The organism is Salmonella sp. 32070601201500089SM (genome assembly GCF_017573605.1).
GTDB lineage: Bacteria > Pseudomonadota > Gammaproteobacteria > Enterobacterales > Enterobacteriaceae > Salmonella > Salmonella enterica.
This window is the reverse complement of the sequence record NZ_JAGETK010000004.1, coordinates 155137-177497: the sequence shown is the minus strand read 5'-3', so window position 1 is coordinate 177497 and position 22361 is coordinate 155137. Positions and strand designations below refer to the sequence as shown.

The 22361-nt window shown below is 57.0% G+C and carries 24 protein-coding genes; 4 read left to right on the top strand and 20 right to left on the bottom strand.

Translation table 11 applies throughout. The features are described 5' to 3' along the window. Positions 1-37: 37 nt before the first annotated feature. A complete protein-coding gene (locus J4728_RS08795) occupies positions 38-487 on the bottom strand; it encodes a DUF2919 domain-containing protein (RefSeq protein ID WP_000842938.1) in 450 nt (149 codons plus the stop codon). Then, on the bottom strand, positions 474-899 hold the full coding sequence (locus J4728_RS08790) for a GNAT family acetyltransferase (RefSeq protein ID WP_000406008.1): 426 nt from the start codon (positions 897-899) through the stop codon (positions 474-476). The genes J4728_RS08795 and J4728_RS08790 overlap by 14 nt, the downstream gene beginning before the upstream one ends. 212 nt (positions 900-1111) lie before the next feature. On the opposite strand from J4728_RS08790, the gene amiA reads away from it, so the two are divergent. The 4 genes from amiA (at position 1112) to J4728_RS08770 (ending at position 4639) form a co-directional block, all read left to right on the top strand. Next, positions 1112-1981 (top strand): N-acetylmuramoyl-L-alanine amidase AmiA, encoded by an 870-nt coding sequence (gene amiA / locus J4728_RS08785; RefSeq protein WP_000102880.1) that lies wholly within the window; start codon positions 1112-1114, stop codon positions 1979-1981. 2 nt (positions 1982-1983) lie between these two features. Beyond that, complete coding sequence (gene hemF, locus J4728_RS08780) at positions 1984-2883, top strand: oxygen-dependent coproporphyrinogen oxidase (protein WP_001619258.1); 900 nt, start codon at positions 1984-1986, stop codon at positions 2881-2883. Positions 2884-2903: 20 nt separating this feature from the next. Next, complete coding sequence (locus J4728_RS08775; RefSeq protein ID WP_001194344.1) at positions 2904-3233, top strand: hypothetical protein; 330 nt, start codon at positions 2904-2906, stop codon at positions 3231-3233. Between the two features lie 128 nt (positions 3234-3361). Beyond that, on the top strand, positions 3362-4639 hold the full coding sequence (locus J4728_RS08770) for a DUF1963 domain-containing protein (protein WP_000344437.1): 1278 nt from the start codon (positions 3362-3364) through the stop codon (positions 4637-4639). A 199-nt stretch (positions 4640-4838) separates the two neighbouring features. On the opposite strand, the gene eutR is transcribed toward J4728_RS08770, so the two are convergent. The 18 genes from eutR to maeB all read right to left on the bottom strand — a co-directional run bounded on the left by eutR (position 4839) and on the right by maeB (position 22324). Next, complete coding sequence (gene eutR, locus J4728_RS08765) at positions 4839-5891, bottom strand: HTH-type transcriptional regulator EutR (protein WP_000753665.1); 1053 nt, start codon at positions 5889-5891, stop codon at positions 4839-4841. 47 nt (positions 5892-5938) lie between these two features. Next, positions 5939-6433, bottom strand: a complete 495-nt coding sequence (gene eutK, locus J4728_RS08760) for an ethanolamine utilization microcompartment protein EutK (protein ID WP_000606266.1) — start codon at positions 6431-6433, stop codon at positions 5939-5941. Between the two features lie 12 nt (positions 6434-6445). After that, entirely contained in the window at positions 6446-7105 is a 660-nt protein-coding gene (gene eutL, locus J4728_RS08755; protein WP_001111056.1) for an ethanolamine utilization microcompartment protein EutL, read from the bottom strand. 9 nt (positions 7106-7114) lie between these two features. Further along, the gene (gene eutC / locus J4728_RS08750) at positions 7115-8011 is read right to left on the bottom strand and encodes an ethanolamine ammonia-lyase subunit EutC (protein WP_000372354.1); all 897 of its coding nucleotides are present in this window, start codon (positions 8009-8011) and stop codon (positions 7115-7117) included. An 18-nt stretch (positions 8012-8029) separates the two neighbouring features. Next, positions 8030-9391 (bottom strand): ethanolamine ammonia-lyase subunit alpha, encoded by a 1362-nt coding sequence (gene eutB / locus J4728_RS08745; protein ID WP_000769990.1) that lies wholly within the window; start codon positions 9389-9391, stop codon positions 8030-8032. A gap of 11 nt (positions 9392-9402) precedes the next feature. After that, the gene (eutA, locus tag J4728_RS08740) at positions 9403-10806 is read right to left on the bottom strand and encodes an ethanolamine ammonia-lyase reactivating factor EutA (protein ID WP_001097530.1); all 1404 of its coding nucleotides are present in this window, start codon (positions 10804-10806) and stop codon (positions 9403-9405) included. Continuing rightward, complete coding sequence (gene eutH / locus J4728_RS08735) at positions 10803-12029, bottom strand: ethanolamine utilization protein EutH (protein ID WP_000512359.1); 1227 nt, start codon at positions 12027-12029, stop codon at positions 10803-10805. Before eutH ends, eutA begins: the two co-directional genes overlap by 4 nt. 119 nt (positions 12030-12148) lie before the next feature. After that, positions 12149-13336 (bottom strand): ethanolamine utilization ethanol dehydrogenase EutG, encoded by a 1188-nt coding sequence (gene eutG, locus J4728_RS08730; protein ID WP_208211605.1) that lies wholly within the window; start codon positions 13334-13336, stop codon positions 12149-12151. Further along, entirely contained in the window at positions 13326-14165 is an 840-nt protein-coding gene (eutJ, locus tag J4728_RS08725; RefSeq protein ID WP_000929676.1) for an ethanolamine utilization protein EutJ, read from the bottom strand. The genes eutG and eutJ overlap by 11 nt, the downstream gene beginning before the upstream one ends. Before the next feature lie 10 nt (positions 14166-14175). Further along, positions 14176-15579: an aldehyde dehydrogenase family protein gene (locus J4728_RS08720; protein ID WP_001075640.1), complete on the bottom strand. Its 1404-nt coding sequence runs from the start codon at positions 15577-15579 to the stop codon at positions 14176-14178. A gap of 11 nt (positions 15580-15590) precedes the next feature. After that, positions 15591-15878, bottom strand: coding sequence for an ethanolamine utilization microcompartment protein EutN (eutN, locus tag J4728_RS08715; RefSeq protein WP_001522340.1), 288 nt, complete (start codon positions 15876-15878; stop codon positions 15591-15593). 112 nt (positions 15879-15990) lie between these two features. Further along, a complete protein-coding gene (eutM, locus tag J4728_RS08710; RefSeq protein ID WP_000387716.1) occupies positions 15991-16281 on the bottom strand; it encodes an ethanolamine utilization microcompartment protein EutM in 291 nt (96 codons plus the stop codon). A gap of 40 nt (positions 16282-16321) precedes the next feature. Beyond that, complete coding sequence (pta, locus tag J4728_RS08705; protein ID WP_023203843.1) at positions 16322-17338, bottom strand: phosphate acetyltransferase; 1017 nt, start codon at positions 17336-17338, stop codon at positions 16322-16324. Continuing rightward, positions 17335-18138 carry an ethanolamine utilization cob(I)yrinic acid a,c-diamide adenosyltransferase EutT gene (gene eutT / locus J4728_RS08700; RefSeq protein ID WP_000997656.1) on the bottom strand — a complete coding sequence of 268 codons (804 nt, stop codon included), beginning with the start codon at positions 18136-18138 and terminating at the stop codon, positions 17335-17337. Before eutT ends, pta begins: the two co-directional genes overlap by 4 nt. Further along, positions 18135-18824 carry an ethanolamine utilization acetate kinase EutQ gene (gene eutQ, locus J4728_RS08695; RefSeq protein WP_000733864.1) on the bottom strand — a complete coding sequence of 230 codons (690 nt, stop codon included), beginning with the start codon at positions 18822-18824 and terminating at the stop codon, positions 18135-18137. The genes eutT and eutQ overlap by 4 nt, the downstream gene beginning before the upstream one ends. After that, entirely contained in the window at positions 18802-19281 is a 480-nt protein-coding gene (gene eutP / locus J4728_RS08690; RefSeq protein WP_000820751.1) for an ethanolamine utilization acetate kinase EutP, read from the bottom strand. The genes eutQ and eutP overlap by 23 nt, the downstream gene beginning before the upstream one ends. Before the next feature lie 12 nt (positions 19282-19293). After that, positions 19294-19629: an ethanolamine utilization microcompartment protein EutS gene (eutS, locus tag J4728_RS08685; protein ID WP_001031445.1), complete on the bottom strand. Its 336-nt coding sequence runs from the start codon at positions 19627-19629 to the stop codon at positions 19294-19296. A gap of 415 nt (positions 19630-20044) precedes the next feature. Continuing rightward, positions 20045-22324, bottom strand: coding sequence for an NADP-dependent oxaloacetate-decarboxylating malate dehydrogenase (gene maeB / locus J4728_RS08680; protein WP_208211603.1), 2280 nt, complete (start codon positions 22322-22324; stop codon positions 20045-20047). Positions 22325-22361 lie beyond the last annotated feature (37 nt).

Genomic DNA, 22361 nt, shown 5'->3' with positions numbered 1-22361 from the left:
AACGTTGGTTGGAGTACGGGTTCGCCAAAAAGTGCCGTTATTCTTTCTCAAGGGAAAAACAGGCACGCAAACGTTGATTGGTTAACAGCCAGATCAGCGCGACGATGTCCGCCAGCAGCAGCGCCAGCCCGACGCCGTTGACCGGGTCGCCACCCAGCCACATCACCGGCAGCCAGCACAACGACACCAGTTGAGCAAGAATCAGGAGTCCGCGCAGCCAGCGCCACACACCAGGAAACGCTTCACGCCGCCCGCTGAGCAAAAACGCCACTACCGCCGGAACGCCGGGCAACAGCCCCAGCCAAAAATTGTCATGGTCGGGATAAAAAAAGTTTAACAAAGTATTACCCTGTCCACGGGATGAACCGGCAATGACAAAGAGTACCCAGGCGCGCGCCTGAAGTAGCAGTACGCACCAGAACAGAAACGGCAGGCGTAAACGTCCGTGTACATCATAATCGGCTGGATGAAACTCAGTACTCTTCATCTTCAATCAGGCGTTTACCCAAACTTAGGGCGTCAGAATGCTCATACCCCAGACGTTCATACATGCCCAGCACAACGTCGTTATCATCGCGCACCATAATTTGGATTTTCGGACACCCGCGGGCGATGAGTTTTTTTTCCAGCCGGTTAAGCAACGCATTCGCAATGCCGCGCCCGCGGAACTCCGGGTGAACGCCCAGGTAATACGCCGAGCCGCGATGCCCGTCATAACCGCCCATTACCGTACCGACGACTTCGCCGCTAACTTCCGCAACGAGGAACAAGCTGACATCGTGATTCACCTTGCGTTCAATATCCATTTCAGGATCGTTCCATGGACGCAGCAGGTCGCAACGCTCCCAGAGGGTAATCACCTCTTCGAAATCTTCCTGGCGAAAAACGCGTATTTCCATGGTATTCGTTGCCTTTTCGGGTGGAAAAACCAAGATTATGGCGCAAACATCTGATTCAGCCAATATCTGACGCGATGTAGCGGAAAAAATGGCATAATGGCGATGTGTCACGTATTGAAATGAAAAGTAAAACAATTCTCATCACCAACCGTCGTAACGGATTACGCGATACGATATAACATCTTGAACTTAATTTTCACAACTCAGGCCGTATGAGCACTTTTAAACTCCTAAAAACTCTCACATCGCGCCGCCAGGTACTCAAAACAGGTCTGGCGGCCCTGACGCTGTCAGGTATGTCGCACGCAATAGCCAAAGAAGAAACGCTAAAAACCAGTAATGGTCACAGCAAACCCAAAACCAAAAAAACCGGCAGTAAACGGTTGGTGATGCTCGACCCCGGACACGGCGGCATCGATACCGGCGCGATTGGCCGCAACGGTTCTCAGGAAAAACACGTCGTACTGGCAATTGCCAAAAACGTACGCGCTATTTTGCGAAATCACGGAATCGATGCGCGTTTAACCCGGACAGGGGATACCTTTATTCCGCTGTACGATCGGGTGGAAATCGCCCATAAGCACGGCGCGGATCTGTTTATGTCCATTCATGCCGATGGTTTTACCAACCCGAAAGCGGCGGGCGCTTCCGTTTTTGCGCTTTCCAACCGCGGGGCCAGTAGCGCCATGGCGAAGTATCTCTCCGAGCGTGAAAACCGCGCGGACGAAGTGGCGGGTAAAAAAGCCACTGACCGGGATCATCTATTACAACAAGTTTTGTTTGATCTGGTGCAAACCGATACGATTAAAAACAGTCTGACGCTGGGTTCGCATATTCTCAAGAAAATCAAACCCATACATAAATTACACAGCCGCACTACCGAACAAGCGGCTTTCGTGGTGCTAAAATCACCGTCAATTCCGTCGGTACTGGTCGAAACCTCGTTTATTACCAATCCGGAAGAAGAACGCCTGCTGGGCACGACGGCGTTTCGCCAGAAAATCGCTACGGCGATCGCCAACGGCATCATCAGTTATTTTCACTGGTTTGATAATCAGAAAGCACACACGAAGAAACGGTAATCATGAAACCCGATGCACATCACGTAAAACAGTTTCTGCTACGCCTGCAGGATGATATTTGCCAAACGTTATCCGCTGTGGATGGCGCAAACTTTGTCGAAGATAGCTGGCGACGCGAAGCGGGCGGCGGCGGACGCAGCCGGGTATTACGCAACGGCGGGATTTTCGAACAGGCGGGCGTTAATTTCTCTCACGTTCACGGCGATGCAATGCCCGCGTCCGCCACCGCGCATCGGCCAGAACTCGCCGGGCGTAGCTTTGAAGCGATGGGCGTATCGCTGGTGGTGCATCCGCACAATCCGTATATTCCCACCAGCCATGCTAACGTGCGCTTTTTTATTGCCGAAAAACCGGGCGCCGATCCGGTATGGTGGTTTGGCGGCGGGTTCGATTTAACGCCCTACTACGGCTTTGAAGAGGATGCCGTTCACTGGCACCGCACCGCCCGCGACCTGTGCCAGCCGTTTGGTGACGATGTGTATCCGCGCTATAAAAAGTGGTGCGACGACTACTTTTTCCTCAAGCATCGTAACGAGCAGCGCGGTATCGGCGGCCTGTTTTTTGACGATTTGAATACGCCGGATTTCGACTACTGCTTCGCCTTTATGCAGGCGGTCGGCAACGGCTACACCGAGGCGTATTTACCGATTGTCGAACGACGCAAAGCGATGGTCTGGGGAGAGCGGGAGCGTAATTTTCAACTTTATCGCCGCGGACGCTACGTGGAGTTCAATCTGGTGTGGGACAGAGGCACCCTGTTTGGTCTGCAAACCGGCGGGCGCACTGAATCTATCCTGATGTCGATGCCGCCGCTGGTGCGCTGGGAGTACGACTGGCAGCCAGAAGCGGGTAGCCCGGAAGCGGCGCTGAGCGAGTTTATTCAGGTACGCGACTGGATTTAACTTATTTATAAAGTAAAACAATGCAAACAAATACACGGAAAGTAGTAACCAGTGACGCCAAATGGCATCCCCATCTGGGTATAAGTTTTATTGGCTGCCTGCTTGCCATTACACTAGAAATATATTTTGAAGAAAGAATATTCATCCCTCATAGCGGAGGGGTGAGCTTCGGTCTGATCGTGCTTCTGGTTATCAATATGGTGACCATCCCTGTGGTCATGGCCCTGATAGCATTACTCTGCTTTATTATTCATATTCCGCGTAAAAGCGTTAACTGTATCTTGCTATGCCTACTGTCATGTATTTTGACGATAGCCGGTTTGTTTATCGCCTATCCGGTTGGCCGTTGAATAAAAGCAGGCTCGTAGAAATAAACGAGTTCATTGTAGATAAAGAATTCGGATAACCGCCCGCTGCCGTTATCATTAGTAAAACAGTACAGTAAGCACTCGTAGAATTTGCAGTGGAGCACTACCGCATGGACGAGCGTATTCCTTGTAAAAACCCGCAATGCTCACACTTCATCCTGCCAGCAACGGCTGCCCGCACGGAGGGCTATTGTATGCCCTGCGTCCAGGCGCGTTATCGGCAAGAGCAGGAAGAATATATCCGGAAAAACAGAAAAACGATCGACGCGTTCAGTGGCATTACCAACCCTGTTGAAATGCTTAAACTCGTTCATGAACCCCGGGAACACGATCCGTTAATCGAGTGGATTCCCTGCCCCATTCCGACCGATGAGCTTTACAAAAAGCTCTCCGATGATGAAAGCCGCGACATGGTCGATTATGCAGAAGAATTATTTGATTCCGGATGGCAGGAGGAAGCTCAGGAAATTGCGCTGTGCCTGGCGGCATTTACCCGGGCCAATCTGGATAATTTCCTGCGCCAGGTAATAAATGAAGAAGAACTGGAGCTCTCTTCACCCCTACCTTTTCACCGTGCGCCGCCTGACGTACGCGACGCGCTTTTGCAGAAGGTGGAAACCGATGACGAAAACCGTGACGGCATTCTTTGCGCCCTGGCCTGGATTGGCGATGAGGTTGTCGTTGAGCATTTTAACCGCTGGCGCCAGGAACCACCTGCGTGGAGTGCTTCACTTCATATCCTCCCTCATCGCTATGCTCACCAGGCGGGATGGGAGCTCACTGAAAATGGCCGCAGGCGCGATCTTTACTTTACGCAATGTACCCATCTGGTAAAACAGGCACCTGAACAGCCTGCCGTTTTTCGCGCCGTCGCAGAATATGGTGAAAACTGCCCACACTGTTCCCTGCCGCTAATCAATCTGTTTGAGGTTGCGCCGAGCGCCGTCGGCCTCAGCACGCAGGGTTGGCCCGGTCAAATTCGTATTCTGACCTGTCAGTGTTGTACGGCATATAACACCGTTTTCGCCACCGTCGATCCACAAGGCCAGCCGCGATGGTGCGAAAAAAATGCGCTCTCGACGCTGGCGGTGGAGAATTCCTCTGACTGGATAACGCTACCGCTTGATGTTCTGCACCCCGGGGAATCCCGTTTGCCGCTATTCGCTGCTGAAATATTTTTACCCACCACCTTCTCACAGCTCGGCGGCCATCCCGCATGGGTTCAGGATGCAGACTATCCCACGTGCCCAACGTGCGCGCAAACGATGATGTTTCTTGCGCAGCTAAGCTATGAAGATATCGAGGAAGAGGAATATGCGGAAGGAATGCTTTATGGGTTTATCTGCCCCTCCTGCCAAACAACGGCAACGTCTTATCAGCAAACATAAACGCTCATCCTCATGATCTAATGACAAAACTGTTTTGCACGTTGTGCGCGCGGTTCCCCGGAGGCGGCGCTGACGCGCCTTGTCCGGGCTACCAACCACAGACGGCAGCGAATCCGTAGGCCCGGTAAGGCGCCAGCCGCCACCGGGCAATTCCCGACACGCGCACGTTATCAGCAACCGGAGAGCCTACCCATCAATATCAAGCCCATTGCCGCATCCGTTGATGCAGCGTCAACGACGGTTTTTCGGCAAATAATTGCTGATAATCGGTGGCAAATTGCCCCAGATGCCAGAATCCCCACTGCATCGCGGCATCTTTGACCGTGGCGCTCTGCGACCACGGGCTAATCAGTTCCCGGCGTACTGCGTTTAAGCGAATACGTTTCAGCCACGCATTGGGGCCAATGCCCAAAATGGCGTGAAACGCATTTTGCAGCGTGCGACGGCTTACGTGTAGCTGGTTACATAAGTCGAGCACCGTCAGCGGCTCCGACATATTTTCCAGCACATATTCCCGCGCCCGCGACAGTAGCCTACGATATCCCTGATGGCTGATGCTCTCAGCGCTATGAATCGGCTTCGCCTCTTCCAGCATCGTGCCCATCGCCAGCAACAAATTATCACTCAAGACCTTACGCACCGCAGGTTGATGCAGGGTTTCAGGACTCTCGCTGAAGGTGGCCAGCGCCTGCTGCACAAAACCCCACAGCGCCGCTTTATGCTGCTCTTTTACCTCCAGAGCTAACTGGTTACGTAGCATATGCAGCACCCTTTCCGGGTTATGCAAAAACGTGGCCTGACGGGAAATAACATCTTCCGAGATAACGACGCCCAGAATGGTGTAATCATCCGGCGTACTCAGTTCAAACTCGGTGCCTCCCGGTCGGGTGGCAATCTCGGCGCTGCCGAGCCCCTGCGCGCCGATAAATCCCTGTTCGCCGCGCGTCGCCGGAATACCAAACCAGAAAGAGTTTGGCCAAACCAGACACGACTGACGCAGCGCCAGGCCGGTGTATTCACGGAACACCTGAATCTCATCAAGCAGGATTTCCGTGAACTCGCCATGAAATTTACCCGGGTGTAACTGATCGTAGATCTGCTGCCAGGCGGTGATAGTCAGAGCATGTTCATAGACATCCGTCGTCCGTCGCTGATGAACATTGTCCACCTCGACTCTGGGCGTAAGTTTAACGTCTTCGGGTAACGCTTCATGATAAAGATGGTGCAAATTCGCTGTACGGGTCTTTTTCATGATCTTCTATGCCGGACGCCCGCCAGGACGCCCGGCCCTCCGACAGATTAATTTTTGATGCGATAGCGACTACTGCGTTTACGCAACGCTCCGTCAGAAAAGAGTTGTTCCAGCACGTTTCTGGCCTGCTCCAGCGGCCAGCCAAAATGCGCGGCCACCTCTCCCGCCGTCATTCCCTGGCGTACTGATGCCAGCAGCGCCAGTAACGCTTCGGCGAACTCAGGCGTTGCGGGTACCTGGGGCGCTTTCTCAGTCGGCGTTGTCGCACGCGCAAACCCGCCAATCAGCCACTGGGTGTCCTCTTCCGGGCGACCAATTTCTTTGCGGCTAATCACACGGCCTGTGCGCTGCGCGGCGGCGCTTCCGGCATCCAACGCCGCACGACACGCCGCCAGATCGCCCTCCACCACCAGAGTGAGCCTGCCAGGGTCGAGCACTTGATGACTGAGCAAACGCACGTTGGCCGCTTTCAGCATGGCATCCGCCGCATCGACGGCGGCGACCATTCCGTCCACTTCCAGTAATCCCAGGGCATTGATCATTGGCAACCTCCGTTACGCACGCTGGACAGGGTTACGAGCGATATCCAGCACGGCGTCGGTAAAGGCGTTGCAGGCGGCTTTACACGCGGCCTGGCTTCCCGTTAAGAACGCGGCCGAATAGTTGGTTTCCGACGGCGGCGGCACGTAAGTCACCAGTTGAACGTCAGCGGATTTCATCGCCGCGTCAATGCCGAATGTCGCTTCCAGCGGCGGCGCCACCAGGTAGGCCATTGGATCGCCCAGCGCGATACCTGCGGTAGACGAGAGGTACGAGCCGGTACGCGAAACCACATGCGCCAGGAACGCGGTATTTTCCGCATCGTTCGCCCACTGGAACGCCGCGCCGTTTTCAATACTGGCGACCATCGCATCCAGACCGGCGCGCACTTCCGCCGGGTTCGGGCCGCCCAGCATAATCAACACCTCACCGGCGGTAGGCGATGGCCCGTGAGCCGCCCCGGCATAGAGGGAGCGGCCATAGACCACTTCCACCATCGCCTGTTTTGTCGCTTCATCAGCGGCAATATAGGTCACATCATCAGAATCTGCCGTGATGAGTCCGAGGCTACGTATATGTGGCGGTAATTTAAGTTCCCGCGCAAAGCCGTCATTCACGGAGGCAATCACGCGCATGGCAGTCACTGAAGGTCGAATCAAATCTAATGCAGGCATGATGTCTCCTTAACGGGTCATGTTGATGCCGGACGCTTTCTGCTCCAGCATCCGTTTGGCCAAATCCACAATCACGGCGGCAGCTTCTACTGGCGGCGTCCCCCCCTGATGAATGTTTGAAATACAGGTTCTGTCGGCCTCGACGGTGGTCGCCACGCGCGGGGAATAGACGGCGTAGCAGGAGAGGCTTTCCGACTGCCCCAGCCCCGGACGTTCGCCCACCAGCAGGATGACGACCTTCGCGCCGAGAATTTCGCCAATCTGATCTTCAATCTTCACGCGGCCATAGCGCACAAAGAACGGCGTGCCGACGTTCAGCCCGGCCTGCTTCAGACCGGCAAGCAGCGGCGGCAGGATCTCTTCATAGTTGGCGGTGATCGCATCCGTAGAGAGGCCATCGGAGACCACTACCTGCACATCCGGGTTCATCACGCACTGCGACTTCAGCGCGTCAATGGCTTCCGGGCTCAGGCGACGCCCCATATCCGGGCGCGTCAGGTACAGGTTTTTGTCGCTGATCTCCGAACGCACTTCCAGCAGCCCTTGCGCTTTTACCCACTCTTCCGGCACTTCTTTGAGCACGGTATCTTTCGAACGGGAGTGATCCGCCAGGAAGCGCAACAGCGCCTGGGTGCGCGGACGCGGCCCGGCACGCCCCGTACAGACGCGTGCCGCAGTACTGCGACGCAGTTCGGTCAGCACGTCCGCACGATGCGGATTCTCGACGCCAATCCAGGCTTTTGCCTCTGCGGAACCTAAATCCAGCGCGCAGCTTTCGGTCACCGTCGGCGCGGCGCACTGCGGCTTTGCGCCTTCCTGCGTTGACGGCGCGACGGGCTGCGGTACGTCCTGTCCCATTGACGCCATCACGCTACGTACAATTTCTTCAATCTGTTTTTGATCCATGGTGTTATCCCCGCGTCATCAGAAGAACAGTGACGGATCGCCCGCCCGTTTGGTCAGACGACCGTTTGCCATAATGCCCATCGTTTCCAGCCAGCGTTCAAACTCCGGCGATGGCCGTAAATTCAGCAACTGACGGACGGTGGCGGTATCGTGGAAAGCGGTGGTCTGGTAGTTGAGCATGATGTCGTCGCCGAGCGGCATCCCCATGATGTAGTTACAGCCGGCAGTGGCGAGCAGAATCATCAGGTTTTCGTTAAGGTTCTGGTCGGCGTCGGCATGGTTGGTATAGCAGCAGTCGCAGCCCATGGATATGCCGCTCAGCTTGCCCATAAAGTGATCTTCGAGACCGGCGCGGATAATCTGCCTGTCGTTGTAGAGATACTCCGGCCCGATAAAGCCCACCACGGTGTTCACCAGGAACGGATCGTAGTGGCGCGCCAGCCCGTAGTTACGCGCTTCCATCGTCACCTGGTCGGCACCAAAGTTCGCGCCTGCGGAGAGCGCAGACCCTTGCCCGGTTTCAAAGTACAGGCAGTTTTCCCCGGCGATGCGGTTGAACTCCGCCCCCACAGCCCGCGCTTCGTCGAGCATGGCCAGCTCGACGCCGAACTCTTTTAAGCCCTTCTCGCTGCCGCAAATGCTCTGGAAAATCAGTCCGCCCGGCGCGCCGCGACGAATCGCTTCGATCTGGGTGGTGACGTGCGCCAGCACGCAGCCCTGGGTCGGAATATTGAATTTATCGATAACGCCGTAAACGGTGTCGAGCACGCGGGTCAGGTTCTCCACGTCATCGGTCACCGGGTTAACGCCGATCACCGCATCGCCTGCGCCGAAAGAAAGCCCTTCGTAGATTTGCGCGGCGATACTCTGTACATCGTCACGGGTATCGTTCGGCTGCAAACGGCAGCTAAAGGTGCCCGGAATACCGATGGTGGTATTGGCTTTTTTGATCACCGGCATTTTCTTGCCGCCGTAGATCAGGTCGGCGTTGGAGCAGATTTTCGCCACTGCCGCCACCACTTCGGAGGTCAGCCCTTTGCGGGTAAACGCGATATCGTCCACGGAGGTTTCATCGCTCAGTACGTATTCGCGCAGTTCGCTGATGCTCCAGTTTTTAATCCGGTTATAGGCCGTTTCGTTGACGTCATCCTGAATCAGGCGCGTCACGCAGTCCTCTTCATAGGCAATCACCGGATTGTTGCGGATATCCGCCACCGTCATTTCCGACAGTACCTGTTTTGCCGCTACGCGCTCCTGCGAACTTGCCGCGGCAACCCCGGCCAGCACATCCCCCGAACGCAGTTCGTTGGCTTTAGCCAGTACCTCTTTTACATCCTTAAACTGATAAACATTGCCGAACAATGTGGTCTTTAGTTTCATAAGTCGTTCCCTCAGGAAGGAAATGCGAGTGATTTCACCGTCACCGGCACAACCGATCCGCCAAAAAGAGGCGTACCAATGTCGATATAGTCTCCCGCCCGCACGACCACCTCATCGATGACCGCCAGCGGAAGTTGCGGTAACTGTGGGCGCAATAACATGCCCAGCGCTTTACCAAAATCCTGCTCGGCCACCACCAGCAGGGGATGTGGATTGGGATAACGCGCGACAAAAGCCGTCAGCGCGTTGATGACCGTGAGTAATGCGGCGTAACGCACCGGAAGCGTGGCGGGAAGCGCCAGCACGTAAGCGTCGGTTTGCGGGTCGAGATCAAGCTGGAGAAGCGCCTGCCGCCAGGCGTTCACCAGATCGGCGTCATCCTGCGGGATCGCCACCGGCAGGTTGCGCAGCGGCAGTTGGACGTCTTCCAGCCAGATAGTACTGCCGGAAAGCGAGAGCGTATGGGCCCCCGCGCCAATCACCGTGGCGCGCACGGTTTGCGCCGGAAACTGCACGTTCATCTCGCGCAGACGCGGGTGCTCATGCAGCGCGGTCGCCAGCAGCGGCCCGATATCAGAAAAGCAGAACGGATCGGCAGGTTGGTTGCGGTAGCATTCACCTACCCCACCGGAAAGGGTGATCACCTCTGGCGTAATATCGGCGGGCAGCAGCCCGGTTTGCATCAGCGATTGCGCCAGCGGCGAGAGCGCGCCAGTGATAACCTCGACGATGAGATCCGCCATCCGCCGCGCCACCTGTCCCAACTGTGCGGCAGCTAAGGCGCGAGCATCAGTACCCGAACCGAACACCTCATCGATAATCATCTGCCCCGGCTGATGGGCATAAACCACGCGCCCCTGAGCATCGGTTTCCAGCAGGCGACCACCGACGTTAAGGCAGGCGGTGCCGCTGACTTTTCCCGCGTCAAACAGCGCGTAGTTAGACGTGCCGCCGCCGATATCAATATTCAACACCCGACACATCCGCTGCTCAGACAAGCTTTGCGCTCCGGCGCCGTAACCGGCAATGACCGATTCCAGATGCGGCCCGGCGCTGGCGACCACAAAGTCGCCCAGCGACTGCGAGAGCGTCATGACCGCCGGACGGGCGTTGCGGGTTTTGGCGCTTTCGCCGGTGATAATGATAGCCCCTGAGTCCACCGATTCAGGCGCGATGCCTGCGGCCTGATACTGGGCCAGAATCAGCGCTTTAAGTTCGGCCTCTTTCAGACCGCCCTGCTTATCCACGGGCGTAAAGAAGACCGGGCTTTGCCAGCTAATGTCGCGTTTGATGAATTCGTAGCGCGGCACCTGCGACACCGCCGCACGGTTAACCAACTCCAGGCGCGAGAAGATCACCTGCGTGGTGGTGGTGCCGATATCGATACCGACGCTCAGTAGCTGGCGAGTGTTCACGATTGCGCCTCCGCTTCGGTTTTCACCTGGGCGGCGTCATCTTTCGGCACCAGCATCATCGCCACGCCAATCGCCGTCACGCCGCCGATCAGCTTGCCGACAATCATCGGGAAGATCATGGCGTTCATGTTGGCGGCGGCGAAGCCTAAATGGTCGCCCAGCGCGAACGCCGCAGAGACGGCAAATGCGCAGTTAATCACTTTGCCGCGGGTATCCATCTGCTTCATCATGCCGAACATGGGGATATTGTTCGCCAGGGTCGCTACCATGCCTGCCGCCGCAATATTATTTACGTTCAGCAGTTTACCGACATTCATCAACGGTTTTTCAAACCAGCGGGTCAGTAACAGCACCATCGGATACGCGCCAAGCAGCACGCAGGAGATAGAGCCGATCACTTCAATGGCGCGCATCACTTCGCCGGGTTTGTCGCCTGGCGCCATAAAGATCGGGTCGAGTCCCGGAATCAACTCCCAACCCAACAGGAATTTAACCACCGCAGCCGCCAGACCGATGGTGATCAGCGCCACCAGAAATTTGGCGAAAATCTGGAAACCGTTGATCATTTTTTCCGGGATGAACTTCAGCCCCAGCGCTACCAGCACCGCGACGATCAAGACCGGGATCATGTTCATCAGGATCAGCGCGAAGGTAAACTCCACTGGCTGACCATTGATCTGCACGCCTGAGTACATGGCGATCAGTCCCCCCGCAATGCAGCCAATGGGAATGGTGACGATACCCGCGAGTACGCCAAGCGCCAGGTAGCGGCGGTCAGACGGTTCGATAATGCCGAGCGCCACCGGAATGGAGAACACAATGGTCGGCCCCATCATCGACCCAAGTATTAACCCTGAGTATAGCCACGCCGCGACATCACCGCCGGCCAGCTCTTTGGCGAGGAAGAATCCGCCCATATCACAGGCCAGCAGCGTACCCGCGAACATGGATGGGTTCGCGCCCAGCATTTCGTATACCGGGATAATAACCGGCCCCAGTACATGCGCCAGCACCGGCGCCAGCGCGGTCATACCGACCATCGCCAGTCCCAACGCGCCCATCGCCATAAAGCCCTCTTCAAACTGGCCGCCAGACCCCTCGATACTCTTGCCAAATTTACCGAGGAAGCGCGCCGACCCGCCGAACTGCGACAGGATTCTGTCCACGGCGGCAATCAGCATAAAGAACATCATGATGTACATGATGATTTCGTTAATTCCCATAGCCCTTACTCCCTGCCATTTATGATTTGTAGGCCGGATAAGACGTTTACGTCGCCTCCGGCATTAACGCCGTGTTATTGCCGGATGGCGGTGCGAGCACCTTATCCGGCCTACAGGCATTACCCGGCAGCCGCGTACAGGTCGATAATCTGTGCCTGTGTGGCGGTGCGTGGGTTACTGCGCAGACAAATATCCTCCAGCGCGGCTTGCGCCCACGCTCTGTAGTGTTCGGGTTTGGCGCCAGCGTCAGCCAGCCGTTTGCTCTGTCCCACTTCGGCAATCAGCTCGCACACCGCCGCAATCGCATCGCGATCGTCCGATTTCTTATTGGTTAACGCCCGACCGATTTGACTGAAGCGCTCGCGGCAAACCATCCGGTTAAAGCCCATGACTGTTGGCAGCAGCATGGCGTTGGCCTGGCCGTGCGGAATATGCAGCGCCGCTCCTGGCTGATGCGCCATCGCATGACACAGCCCCAAACCGGCGCTGGAAAAGGCCATTCCCGCCATACAGGAGGCCAGCAACATATTTTCACGCGCCGCCAGATCGTGGCCGTAACCCACGGCTTTCGGCAGCGATTTGCCAATCATCGCTATCGCGCCAATCGCCAGGCTGTCGGTAAACGGCGTGGCGTTGAGCGCGCTGTAGGCCTCAATCGCATGCGTCAACGCATCGATACCGGTCATCGCCGTCACGTTTGGCGGAACGCCTTCGGTCACGGCAGCATCAAGAATCGCCACGTCCGGCATTAGTGACGCGTGCGCCAGCACCTGCTTGCGCCCGCTGACCGCGTCGATAATCACCGTCACGTTGGTGGTTTCAGAACCGGTTCCGGCGGTGGTCGGCACCGCAATCAGCGGCAGACGCGGGCGTAATGTACTGCGCTCGGTCATGGCGCTCAGCGTCTGGTCAGGGTTAGTCACCAGCAGGGCGACCGCTTTCGCCGCGTCCAGCACCGAACCGCCGCCAAAGGCCACTACGCCGTCGCACGCCGCCTCACGCAGTTGCGCCACCGCCGCGCAAACATCGGTGATGCACGGCTCGCCTGGCGGACACGGCCAGACCGTCATCGCCACGCCTTTCATCGCCAGGCTGCGTGCCAGCGGCGCGGTCATTCCCGCCTGATGCAGGAAGCTGTCGACCATCACAAACAGATGGCTTACGCCTCGCGCTTGCGCTTCCTGGCCGCAGGCGCCGAGCGCCCCAAGTCCGCACAGCGTGACCGGCGGTACGCTGAACGTTTTCACCCGTTGCAGATTCAGGGTGTCGAATGCCTGAAACAGCGCCGTCTGTAGTTCAGCTTGCATAGAGTCCCTCCGCTTTCGCTCTCCCGCTGTTAGCTATCGCCAGCGGGGTCATAAACAGGCTGTGCTGCGGTAAATGCACCTGTAACTCCGGGAAACGCTGGCGAAATAACGCCTCCACGCCCGGCTGCATACAGGAACCGCCCGCCAGCCATAAATCAGCAATTCCTTGCCCTTCAATGTGGCGAGCAACGATTTCCGCCATCTTTTCGTACACCGGCTTCACTACCGGCCAAATCTCCTGCTCATTGCTGCGCTTGTACTGTTCCGCCTCTTCCAGGGGAATACGGCGGTTGCCCGCCAGCGTCAGGGAGATATGGTGCCCGCCAGTGGCTTCATCGGCGGAGTAAGTCACCTTGCCCTGTTTGACGATGGCAATGCCGGTAGTGCCGCCGCCAATATCCACCACGCCTGCATTATCAAGCGCCAGCAGATCCGCTACCGCCGTCGGTTCATCCAGTACATGGCTGACTTCTAACCCGGCAGACTCCAGCACGTTGATCGAAATACGCGGGTCGGTGCCTGGCGGAAACGAGGTCGCCGCGTGGGTAAAGCGGCAGCCGAGCTGCTGTTCAAGGGTGTCGAGATGGCGGCGCACGAGGGTGACGGCGCCGAAGAAATCCCAGACGATGCCGTCACGCACAACGTCGGCCCAGTCAAGGCATACCGCCACCGGCTGGGCGTTGCCGTCGACCACCATCGACACCACGTCGCAGGTGCCCAAATCGACGCCCAGCCACAGCGGTGTATCGCTGGCGGCGGGCGTCTGGTTACACAGGGCCGCCGCTTTTTGCAGTCTTGGGGTGAGCCAGAGTTGTTCGTCGTGCGCCATGAGTCATCCCTTATACAATGCGAAACGCATCCACCAGCACGCATCGACGCAGCCGCACAAAGGTACGCGCGCTGGTCACCCCTTCGCCGGTTGGCGTAGTGATAGTCATGGTGGTCCAGCCTTCTCCGCCCAATCCAAGCCCGGCAATGCACGGCCCGTTTTTGACGAAAATGCTGGTGTCGATGGCGTTCGCCATCTGGTTCATGTTGTCGATATTGCGCGAGTGCATCGCCGCCGTATGGTGGCAACCGCCTTCAAGCTGAACCGCCAGGGCGATGGCTTCTTCGACGTTGGCGACCCGCACCACCGGCAGTACCGGCATCATCATTTCAGTAACGGCAAACGGATGGTTGGCGGGCGTTTCCACAAACAGCAGGCGCGTTTGATCCGGGACGTTCAGGCCGATGGCTGCGGCGATCTTGCCCGCGTCACGACCGACCCAGTCACGGCTGACGGTGCCTTTGCCGCGTTCATCGATATTCTTCAGCAGCACCGGCTGGAGCTGTTCGGCCTGAGCGGCGGTCAGTTTCACCGCGTGCTGACCTTCCATCAGACGCATCAGCTCGTCGGCGACGCTATCCACCACAATCAGCACTTTTTCGTCGGCACAGATGATGTTGTTATCAAACGACGCGCCTTTGACGATGGATTGTGCAGCGCGCGGCAGGTCGGCGGTCTCATCCACCACCACCGGGGGATTACCGGCACCGGCGGCGATCAGGCGTTTATTAGTATGTTTACGCGCCGCGTCCACCACCGCTTCGCCGCCAGTCACCACCAGCAGGCCAATACCGGGATATTTGAACAACCGCTGGGCGGTTTCGATATCCGGGTTCGCCACGGTGACCAGCAAATTTTCCGGGCCACCGGCGGCGACCACCGCCTGATTGAGGAGAGTGATTGCCCGCTGAGAGACCTTTTTCGCCGCCGGATGCGGGGCAAACACGACGCTGTTGCCTGCGGCAATCAGGCTGATGGCGTTATTAATCACCGTCGCCGCCGGATTGGTGGACGGCGTGACCGAGGCCACCACGCCCCACGGCGCATTTTCAATCAGCGTCAGGCCGTTATCGCCGGTCAGCACCTGCGGAGATAAACACTCGACGCCCGGCGTGCCGCGCGCCTGCGCCACGTTTTTGGCAAATTTATCGTCAACGCGTCCCATGCCGGTTTCGCTGACGGCAAGTTCCGCTAATTCTCGGGCGTGTTTTTCGCCCGCTTCGCGAATGGCATGAATGGCAAGCTGGCGCATCGCCACGCTCTTCAGCCCCTGCTGGGCCCGTTTTGCTGCCGCCACTGCGTCATCCAGGGAGGCAAAAACGCCCATCTCATGAACAGTACTGGCCGGCTGGCTGCTGTCTTTCATTTTCAGCAGTACCGCTTTCACCACCTGTTCAATATCCTGTTGATTCATGATGTTCAATCCTATTTATGGAAAACCACTTTCCCGCCAGCCACCACTTCATCGACGATGCCAATGACGCACAGATCGACCGGTGATAATTCGCTGCGATGCGCCTGGCGTGCGGAACTGCCGCTGACCAGCAGTACCCACTCTCCGGTTCCCGCCCCGATACTGTCGATGGCGACGGCACACTGCCCGTCGGGGTTGCCCTGGGCATCGATCATTTCCACCATCAGCAATTTGTCATGCGCCAGTCCCTGATGGCGGACGGTACATACGATTTGTCCTGTGACGACTGCCAGTTTCATATCCGCCTCCATGGATTGCCCGTTGGGTCGTAGGCCTTGAATCTGCGCACCATCAGGCAATGGCGCGCATTCATGCCGGATGGCGACGCTGCGCGTCTTATCCGGCCTACCATCAAATGTTGCTGTCGCCTTTGAAGCTGATCGGGAACACTTCTTCCAGATCGCCGTGCGGGCGTGGAATCACGTGTACAGAGACCAGCTCGCCAATGCGCTGCGCCGCAGCGGCGCCAGCATCGGTTGCGGCTTTGCACGCCGCCACGTCGCCACGCACCATGGCCGTACACAGGCCACCGCCAATCTGCTTCACGCCGACCAGCTTCACGCGTGCGGCTTTTACCATCGCATCTGAGGCCTCAATCAGCGCAACCAGGCCCCGGGTTTCAATCATTCCTAATGCTTCCATCGTGTTTTCCTCTCATTAAAGGGGTCCAGAACGGGACCGTTCATTCAACCAGTGTGTGTAAGCTGCGTTCGCGGCTCACGTCAGCCTGGCGCGGCACGGCTGCCACCAACGCCAGTTCGATAATTTCCTGCACGCTACAGCCTCGGGAGAGGTCGTGAAGCGGCGCGGCAAGCCCCTGAATTAGCGGCCCAACAGCGCGATAGCCTCCCAGACGCTGAGCGATTTTGTAGCCAATATTGCCCGCCTCCAGCGACGGGAAAATCATCACGTTGGCGCGGCCTTGCAGCGGGCTGTCAGGCGCTTTTTGCGCGGCGACCTCCGGGACGAAAGCGGCGTCAAACTGCAATTCACCGTCCACAAGCAGTTGCGGCGCACGTTCGCGAACGAGCTCTGTCGCCTGCTGCACGTTGGCGACATTGGGGTGACGGGCGCTGCCTTTGCTTGAAAATGACAGCATCGCCACGCGCGGCTCTTCGCCGGTAATGGCCCGCCAGGTGTCGGCGCTGGCGATAGCGATATCCGCCAGCTGCGCCGCCGTCGGCTGCGGCACTACGCTGCAATCGGCGAACCCTAATGCCGGGCCGGCATACTGCGGCAGCATCAGGAAAATAGACGACAATGTTTTGCACCCGGGTTGCAGGCCAATCACCCGCAGCCCTGCGCGCAGCACGTTCGCCGTTGACGACAGGTTGCCTGCGATACACACATCAGCCTCACCGGCGCTCACCATGGCGGCAGCGAACATTAGCGGGTCGCTAAGCTTTTCCACTGCGTCCGGCGGCGTTTTTTCTCCGGCACGGGCGAGCCAGCGTTGCGCAAAACGCTGGCGCATACTCAGGTTGCTGTGTGGGTCGATGACCTGAATGCCATCCATCGCCATACGATGACTCAGGGCAAACTGACGCAGCGCAAACGGACTGGCGACCAGAACGGGGCGAGCCAGACCGTACTGTTGCAGGTAATGCGCCGCTTTCAGCACGCGTTCGTCCAGCGCATCAGGAAAGACGACTCTGGCGGGGGCGCGTACCGCCAGTTCGCGGGCGCGTTCAATGATCATGGCTTCTCTCCCAACCGTTGTTGAATTTGGGCGACCGTCAGCGGATGTTTCGCCACGCTCAAAATCATCATCACGTAAACCGTGCTGGAGAGACGGTTCAGCGCCTGTAAAATGTCCGGGCGCAAGACCTCAAAACTACGGGTAATAAACACTTGTGCGGCGAGGGTTTCCGTTTCGCGGACTTTGGTTCGCAGCAGATTAAGCAGCGCCGCATCGCGACCGTGACTGGCCTCCGGCACCAGGTGATCGTGGTCGAGATAGCGCAGCGGCTGGTGGGAAAGCCGATGCAGCTCATCCTCGTTCAGCCCGACGATAGACTGCGCCGCCAGTGGTTCATCTATAGCGTCGGCGCGCATAATGTTGCCCAGCCGCGAGCGGATATCGAAAAGCCACGGCTGCCAGGGTTCCGCCAGTTCGATTTGTAGCCACACGGTCAGCGCGATGGCGCTGTCGAGCGCGGCGCGAAAGCCGAGGCGCGGGTCGCTTTTGGCGACCATTTTGTCCGCCGTCAGATGGGTCAGCGTATCGGGCTTTTTCACCACCGGCTGGCGGCACAGTTCACAGCAGGCCTGTGGGTGCGTATCGCTACTGGTTAAGCCATGTACCGGCTGCGGCTGCTGTTCGTCATCATCGACAAACAGCCGGCCTTGCGGATCCAGAAACTTAATGCGCAGGCGGCGGCTTTCCAGCAGCTCCCGGGCCGAGGGCGTCAGTCGTGCATCAGCGGGCAGATGGATTTCCGATCCTTCGCTGAGCGTATGATTCGCTCTGAGCCACGTTTCGGTGATGAAATCGTTCATACGGATTGCCAGTTTGCAGGCCAGGCGACGTACAGAAAGCGCACGGACGTTGGCGTGCCAAATTCAATGCTGGAGCCTTTAGGGATGAACATGACATCTCCGGCTTTGGCAATCATGGTTTCGCCTTCATGGCGTACGTGCAGTTCGCCCTCCAGCACCATGTCGATTTCGTCGTAGTTCAGCGTCCACGGAAAAAAGGCGTTGTCCCACTGCATAAACCCGGCGGCCATGCTGCTGCCGTCCTGCTCTGTAACCAGATCGGTTAAGCCGACGCAGTGCGGTTCGGCGCCGTCGAAGCGGCCAAATTTCACGCTGCTGCCGTCAATGACTTTCACGCCGCCTTTACCCGTGACGGAGGTAAAGCTCGGCTGCATCGTCCCCAGTTCCAACGACTGCTTTTCCTTCAGCACTTTTTCCATCAACTGCGCCACCAGGCTTTCAGTAAACTGCCCTTCCGGGAGCTGCGCGATGATGGCTTCCCGAATGCGCTGGCTTTCGTTTTTACACGCCTGCGCCGATGTGGATGCCGGAACGGACTCGTCGCATTCGGTAATCGTGAAGCCCAGTAGTTCCGCCACTTCGCGAGCCTCCGGGGTAATAATGCTGGCGCGCAGCACTACCGACATCGCCTGTTCGCCGCGGGCGTGGGCCGCACGAATATCGTTAGCTGTGATAAGTTTTTTCACCTGCCTCTTCCTCCTGTTCACTGAGAGCCGCCAGATAATCCACCAACTGCCGCACGCTTTGCGGGTCGTGGCCGTTGAGCTCGAAAATCGGCTCCCGGAATCCAATCTCGCAAAGCAACTGCCGCGTAGCGGCGACGTCGGCATCCGGCATGTCCGTTTTGCTGATAACGGCGATATGTCGTTTACGGGTTCCAACATCCAATAACCCGGCAGGTAAGCGACTTTCTTTATCGTTTGCCGCGTGGACATAAATCAGCGTGTCCACATCCTGCAACGTGGTAATTAAGGCGTGATACCAACGGGGATGGCTAAAATATTCACCCGGCGTATCGATATCGCCATGATCATTAAATTCCACGGCCTGCGTTTTTCTGGCGAGGGAGTAATTTCCCCGTAACGCGTTAAAAAGCGTTGTCTTTCCGGCACCGACCGCGCCGACAAAAGCAATACGTTTCATTACCGCCACCAATTAACTTTTTGTTAACTCACACAGGGTAAAGTTTAATAATCGCCCCAGTCCGCTGACCGTCTGTAATAGCGCTTCTTCTACTGCGCCGACGGTGCCATAAATCACCAGCGCGCCGCTAAATCTGTCGAGAAAACCGATGTGTACATCCGCAGCCTTCATCGCTAAATCGCCAGCGATCATCGCCGTTTCCCCCGGCGTTAAAGTCATAATGCCAATAGCGCCAGCATCGGGAACGCCGATCTTTTTCGCCAGTTCTTCACCAGGGTGCGCAATGAGATGCGCCAGCGTGACCTGTTTGCCCGGCACAAATTCCTGAATAATGCGTTCTTTATTCATTGCTCACCGTCTCCACTGAAACTGCCGTCATCGTGGCAATTTTTTGTCGGAGTAAATAACAAAATTCGGCAAGGTGATGTAAAAGGTGAGGTAGATCACTAAGAGAAAGAAAATAAAAGGGACTTCTGTCGAAGGTGTTAACGATAAATATCGTGGTGCATCACATTTTCAGGCGTCATTCTGAATTTAAGCCTGTTCCGCAATAAATACTCACCGACTATTCTTTGTATTACTACCATTGATAAAAATAATGCGTATCACTCGATTTGTGCATAGTACAGATTCAGTGAAATAAGTAGGGGTAACGCAACAGGTTCCAGAATATCCCCACCTGAGCCTTTCATGCCATGGCGAAGCCCAGCGGCGCATAAAAAAGCGCAGGAGAACCTGCGCCAGAAGAGAGAGTAATGCGTTATTAAAGCGGCGTGGTTTGCGCTTCAACTACCGCTAACGCCACCATATTCACGATACGGCGTACAGAGGCGATCGGCGTTAATACATGTACGGGTTTAGACACGCCCATCAGGACCGGGCCGACCGTGACGCCTTCGGAACTGGAGACGCGGAGTAAGTTGTAACTAATGCGAGCGGCTTCCATATTCGGCATCACCAGAATATTGGCGGCTCCCTTCAGCGGGCTATCCGGCATCCGGTCATTACGAATACTTTCCACCAACGCCGCATCACCGTGCATCTCACCGTCAATCATCAGATCGGGCGCTCGTTCGCGTACCCGCTCAAGGGTTTCGCGCATTTTGCTGGCGGACAGCGAATTTGAGGAACCAAAGTTAGAGTGCGACAACAGCGCGACTTTCGGCTCAATACCAAAGCGGCGAACGGTTTCCGCCGCCATTACGGCGATCTCCGCCAACTGTTCCGGCGTGGGATCTTCGTTAACATAAGTATCGGCGATAAAAGTGTTGCCGCTTGGCAGCAGTAAGGCGTTCATCGCCCCTGCCGTATGCACGCCGTCACGGTAGCCAAAGACGGCTTTCACGACGCTGAAATGCTCATGGTAGTCGCCGATGGTGCCGCAGATCATCGCATCCGCTTCCCCACGCTGCACCATGATCGCGCCAATGGCCGTATGGTTGCCGATCATCGCACGCTGCGCCTGTTCCTGAGTTACCCCGCGACGCTTCATGATCTGGTAATACTCGCTCCAGTACTCTTTGAAGCGCGGATCGGATTCATTATTCACGATCTCGAAATCAACGCCCGCTTTGATCTGTAGCCCCAGTTTCTGGATACGCATTTCGATCACGCTCGGACGTCCGATCAGGATGGGCTTCGCCAGCCCCAGGGTTATCAACTCCTGGGTTGCGTGCAGCACGCGCACCTCTTCCCCTTCCGGCAGCACTACGCGCTTCGGATCTTTGCGTGCCTGCGAGAAGATCGGCTTCATGAACAGGTTGGTTTTGTAGACAAACTCGGTCAGTTTATCGATATAGGCATCAAAGTCAGCAATCGGGCGCGTCGCCACGCCGGAATCCATTGCCGCTTTCGCGACCGCTGGAGCGATTTTGACAATCAGACGCGGGTCAAACGGTTTCGGAATAATGTATTCCGGCCCAAAGCTCAGGTCCTGATCGCCATAGGCCGAGGCCACCACTTCGCTCTGTTCGGCGTGCGCCAGCTCGGCAATCGCACGGACCGCCGCCAGTTTCATCTCTTCGTTGATCGCCGTCGCGCCGACGTCCAGTGCGCCGCGGAAGATAAACGGGAAGCACAATACGTTGTTCACCTGGTTCGGATAGTCGGAACGACCGGTACAGATAATGGCGTCCGGGCGCACTTCTTTCGCCAGCGGCGGCAGAATTTCCGGTTCCGGGTTGGCCAGCGCCAGAATCATTGGCGCGCGGGCCATTTTCTTCACCATCTCCTGAGTCAGCACTTTCGGGCCTGAACAGCCGAGGAAAATATCCGCGCCGTCAATGACCTCATCCAGCGTGCGCCTGCCGCTATCGTCTACCGCATAGGCCGCTTTGGTCTCCGCCATATTCGGCTCACGGCCTTTGTAAATAACGCCCTTAGAGTCGCACACCACGATGTTGTGCTTTTGCATCCCCAACGCGACCAGCAGGTTCATACAAGCGATTGCCGCCGCCCCTGCGCCGGAGACGACCATCCGTACGTCGGAAATATTTTTCTCTACGACTCGCAGACCATTAAGAATGGCGGCCGTACTGATGATCGCCGTTCCGTGCTGATCGTCATGGAAAACCGGGATGTTCATGCGCTCGCGCAGTTTCTGTTCAATATAGAAACATTCCGGCGCTTTAATGTCTTCGAGGTTAATGCCGCCAAAGGTCGGCTCCAGCGCTGCGACCACATTGATAAATTTGTCCGGATCAAGCTCATCGACTTCAATGTCAAACACATCGATGCCGGCGAATTTTTTAAACAGAACGCCTTTGCCTTCCATGACCGGCTTGCCGGCCAGCGCGCCAATGTTGCCTAACCCCAGCACCGCTGTACCGTTGGAAATGACCGCGACAAGGTTGCCGCGCGCGGTGTATTTGTAGGCTGCCAGCGGATCTTTTTCGATTTCCAGGCAGGGCGCCGCCACGCCTGGCGAGTAAGCCAACGCCAGATCGCGTTGGGTGGCAAGGGGCTTAGTCGGAGAAACCTGAATTTTACCGGGTACCGGAAATTCGTGGAAATCAAGGGCGCTTTGTTTTAACTGCTCATCCATTTTGTTGTTCCTTTCACGTATCGTTCAAAAAGTGACG

Bases quoted from the DNA above. Each gene is read 5' to 3' on its own strand.
- J4728_RS08795 (WP_000842938.1), bottom strand. From the start codon at position 487: ATGAAGAGTACTGAGTTTCATCCAGCCGATTATGATGTACACGGACGT.
- J4728_RS08790 (WP_000406008.1), bottom strand. From the start codon at position 899: ATGGAAATACGCGTTTTTCGCCAGGAAGATTTCGAAGAGGTGATTACC.
- amiA (WP_000102880.1), top strand. From the start codon at position 1,112: ATGAGCACTTTTAAACTCCTAAAAACTCTCACATCGCGCCGCCAGGTA.
- hemF (WP_001619258.1), top strand. From the start codon at position 1,984: ATGAAACCCGATGCACATCACGTAAAACAGTTTCTGCTACGCCTGCAG.
- J4728_RS08775 (WP_001194344.1), top strand. From the start codon at position 2,904: ATGCAAACAAATACACGGAAAGTAGTAACCAGTGACGCCAAATGGCAT.
- J4728_RS08770 (WP_000344437.1), top strand. From the start codon at position 3,362: ATGGACGAGCGTATTCCTTGTAAAAACCCGCAATGCTCACACTTCATC.
- eutR (WP_000753665.1), bottom strand. From the start codon at position 5,891: ATGAAAAAGACCCGTACAGCGAATTTGCACCATCTTTATCATGAAGCG.
- eutK (WP_000606266.1), bottom strand. From the start codon at position 6,433: ATGATCAATGCCCTGGGATTACTGGAAGTGGACGGAATGGTCGCCGCC.
- eutL (WP_001111056.1), bottom strand. From the start codon at position 7,105: ATGCCTGCATTAGATTTGATTCGACCTTCAGTGACTGCCATGCGCGTG.
- eutC (WP_000372354.1), bottom strand. From the start codon at position 8,011: ATGGATCAAAAACAGATTGAAGAAATTGTACGTAGCGTGATGGCGTCA.
- eutB (WP_000769990.1), bottom strand. From the start codon at position 9,391: ATGAAACTAAAGACCACATTGTTCGGCAATGTTTATCAGTTTAAGGAT.
- eutH (WP_000512359.1), bottom strand. From the start codon at position 12,029: ATGGGAATTAACGAAATCATCATGTACATCATGATGTTCTTTATGCTG.
- eutG (WP_208211605.1), bottom strand. From the start codon at position 13,336: ATGCAAGCTGAACTACAGACGGCGCTGTTTCAGGCATTCGACACCCTG.
- eutJ (WP_000929676.1), bottom strand. From the start codon at position 14,165: ATGGCGCACGACGAACAACTCTGGCTCACCCCAAGACTGCAAAAAGCG.
- J4728_RS08720 (WP_001075640.1), bottom strand. From the start codon at position 15,579: ATGAATCAACAGGATATTGAACAGGTGGTGAAAGCGGTACTGCTGAAA.
- eutN (WP_001522340.1), bottom strand. From the start codon at position 15,878: ATGAAACTGGCAGTCGTCACAGGACAAATCGTATGTACCGTCCGCCAT.
- eutM (WP_000387716.1), bottom strand. From the start codon at position 16,281: ATGGAAGCATTAGGAATGATTGAAACCCGGGGCCTGGTTGCGCTGATT.
- pta (WP_023203843.1), bottom strand. From the start codon at position 17,338: ATGATCATTGAACGCGCCCGCGAACTGGCGGTACGCGCCCCCGCCAGA.
- eutT (WP_000997656.1), bottom strand. From the start codon at position 18,138: ATGAACGATTTCATCACCGAAACGTGGCTCAGAGCGAATCATACGCTC.
- eutP (WP_000820751.1), bottom strand. From the start codon at position 19,281: ATGAAACGTATTGCTTTTGTCGGCGCGGTCGGTGCCGGAAAGACAACG.
- eutS (WP_001031445.1), bottom strand. From the start codon at position 19,629: ATGAATAAAGAACGCATTATTCAGGAATTTGTGCCGGGCAAACAGGTC.
- maeB (WP_208211603.1), bottom strand. From the start codon at position 22,324: ATGGATGAGCAGTTAAAACAAAGCGCCCTTGATTTCCACGAATTTCCG.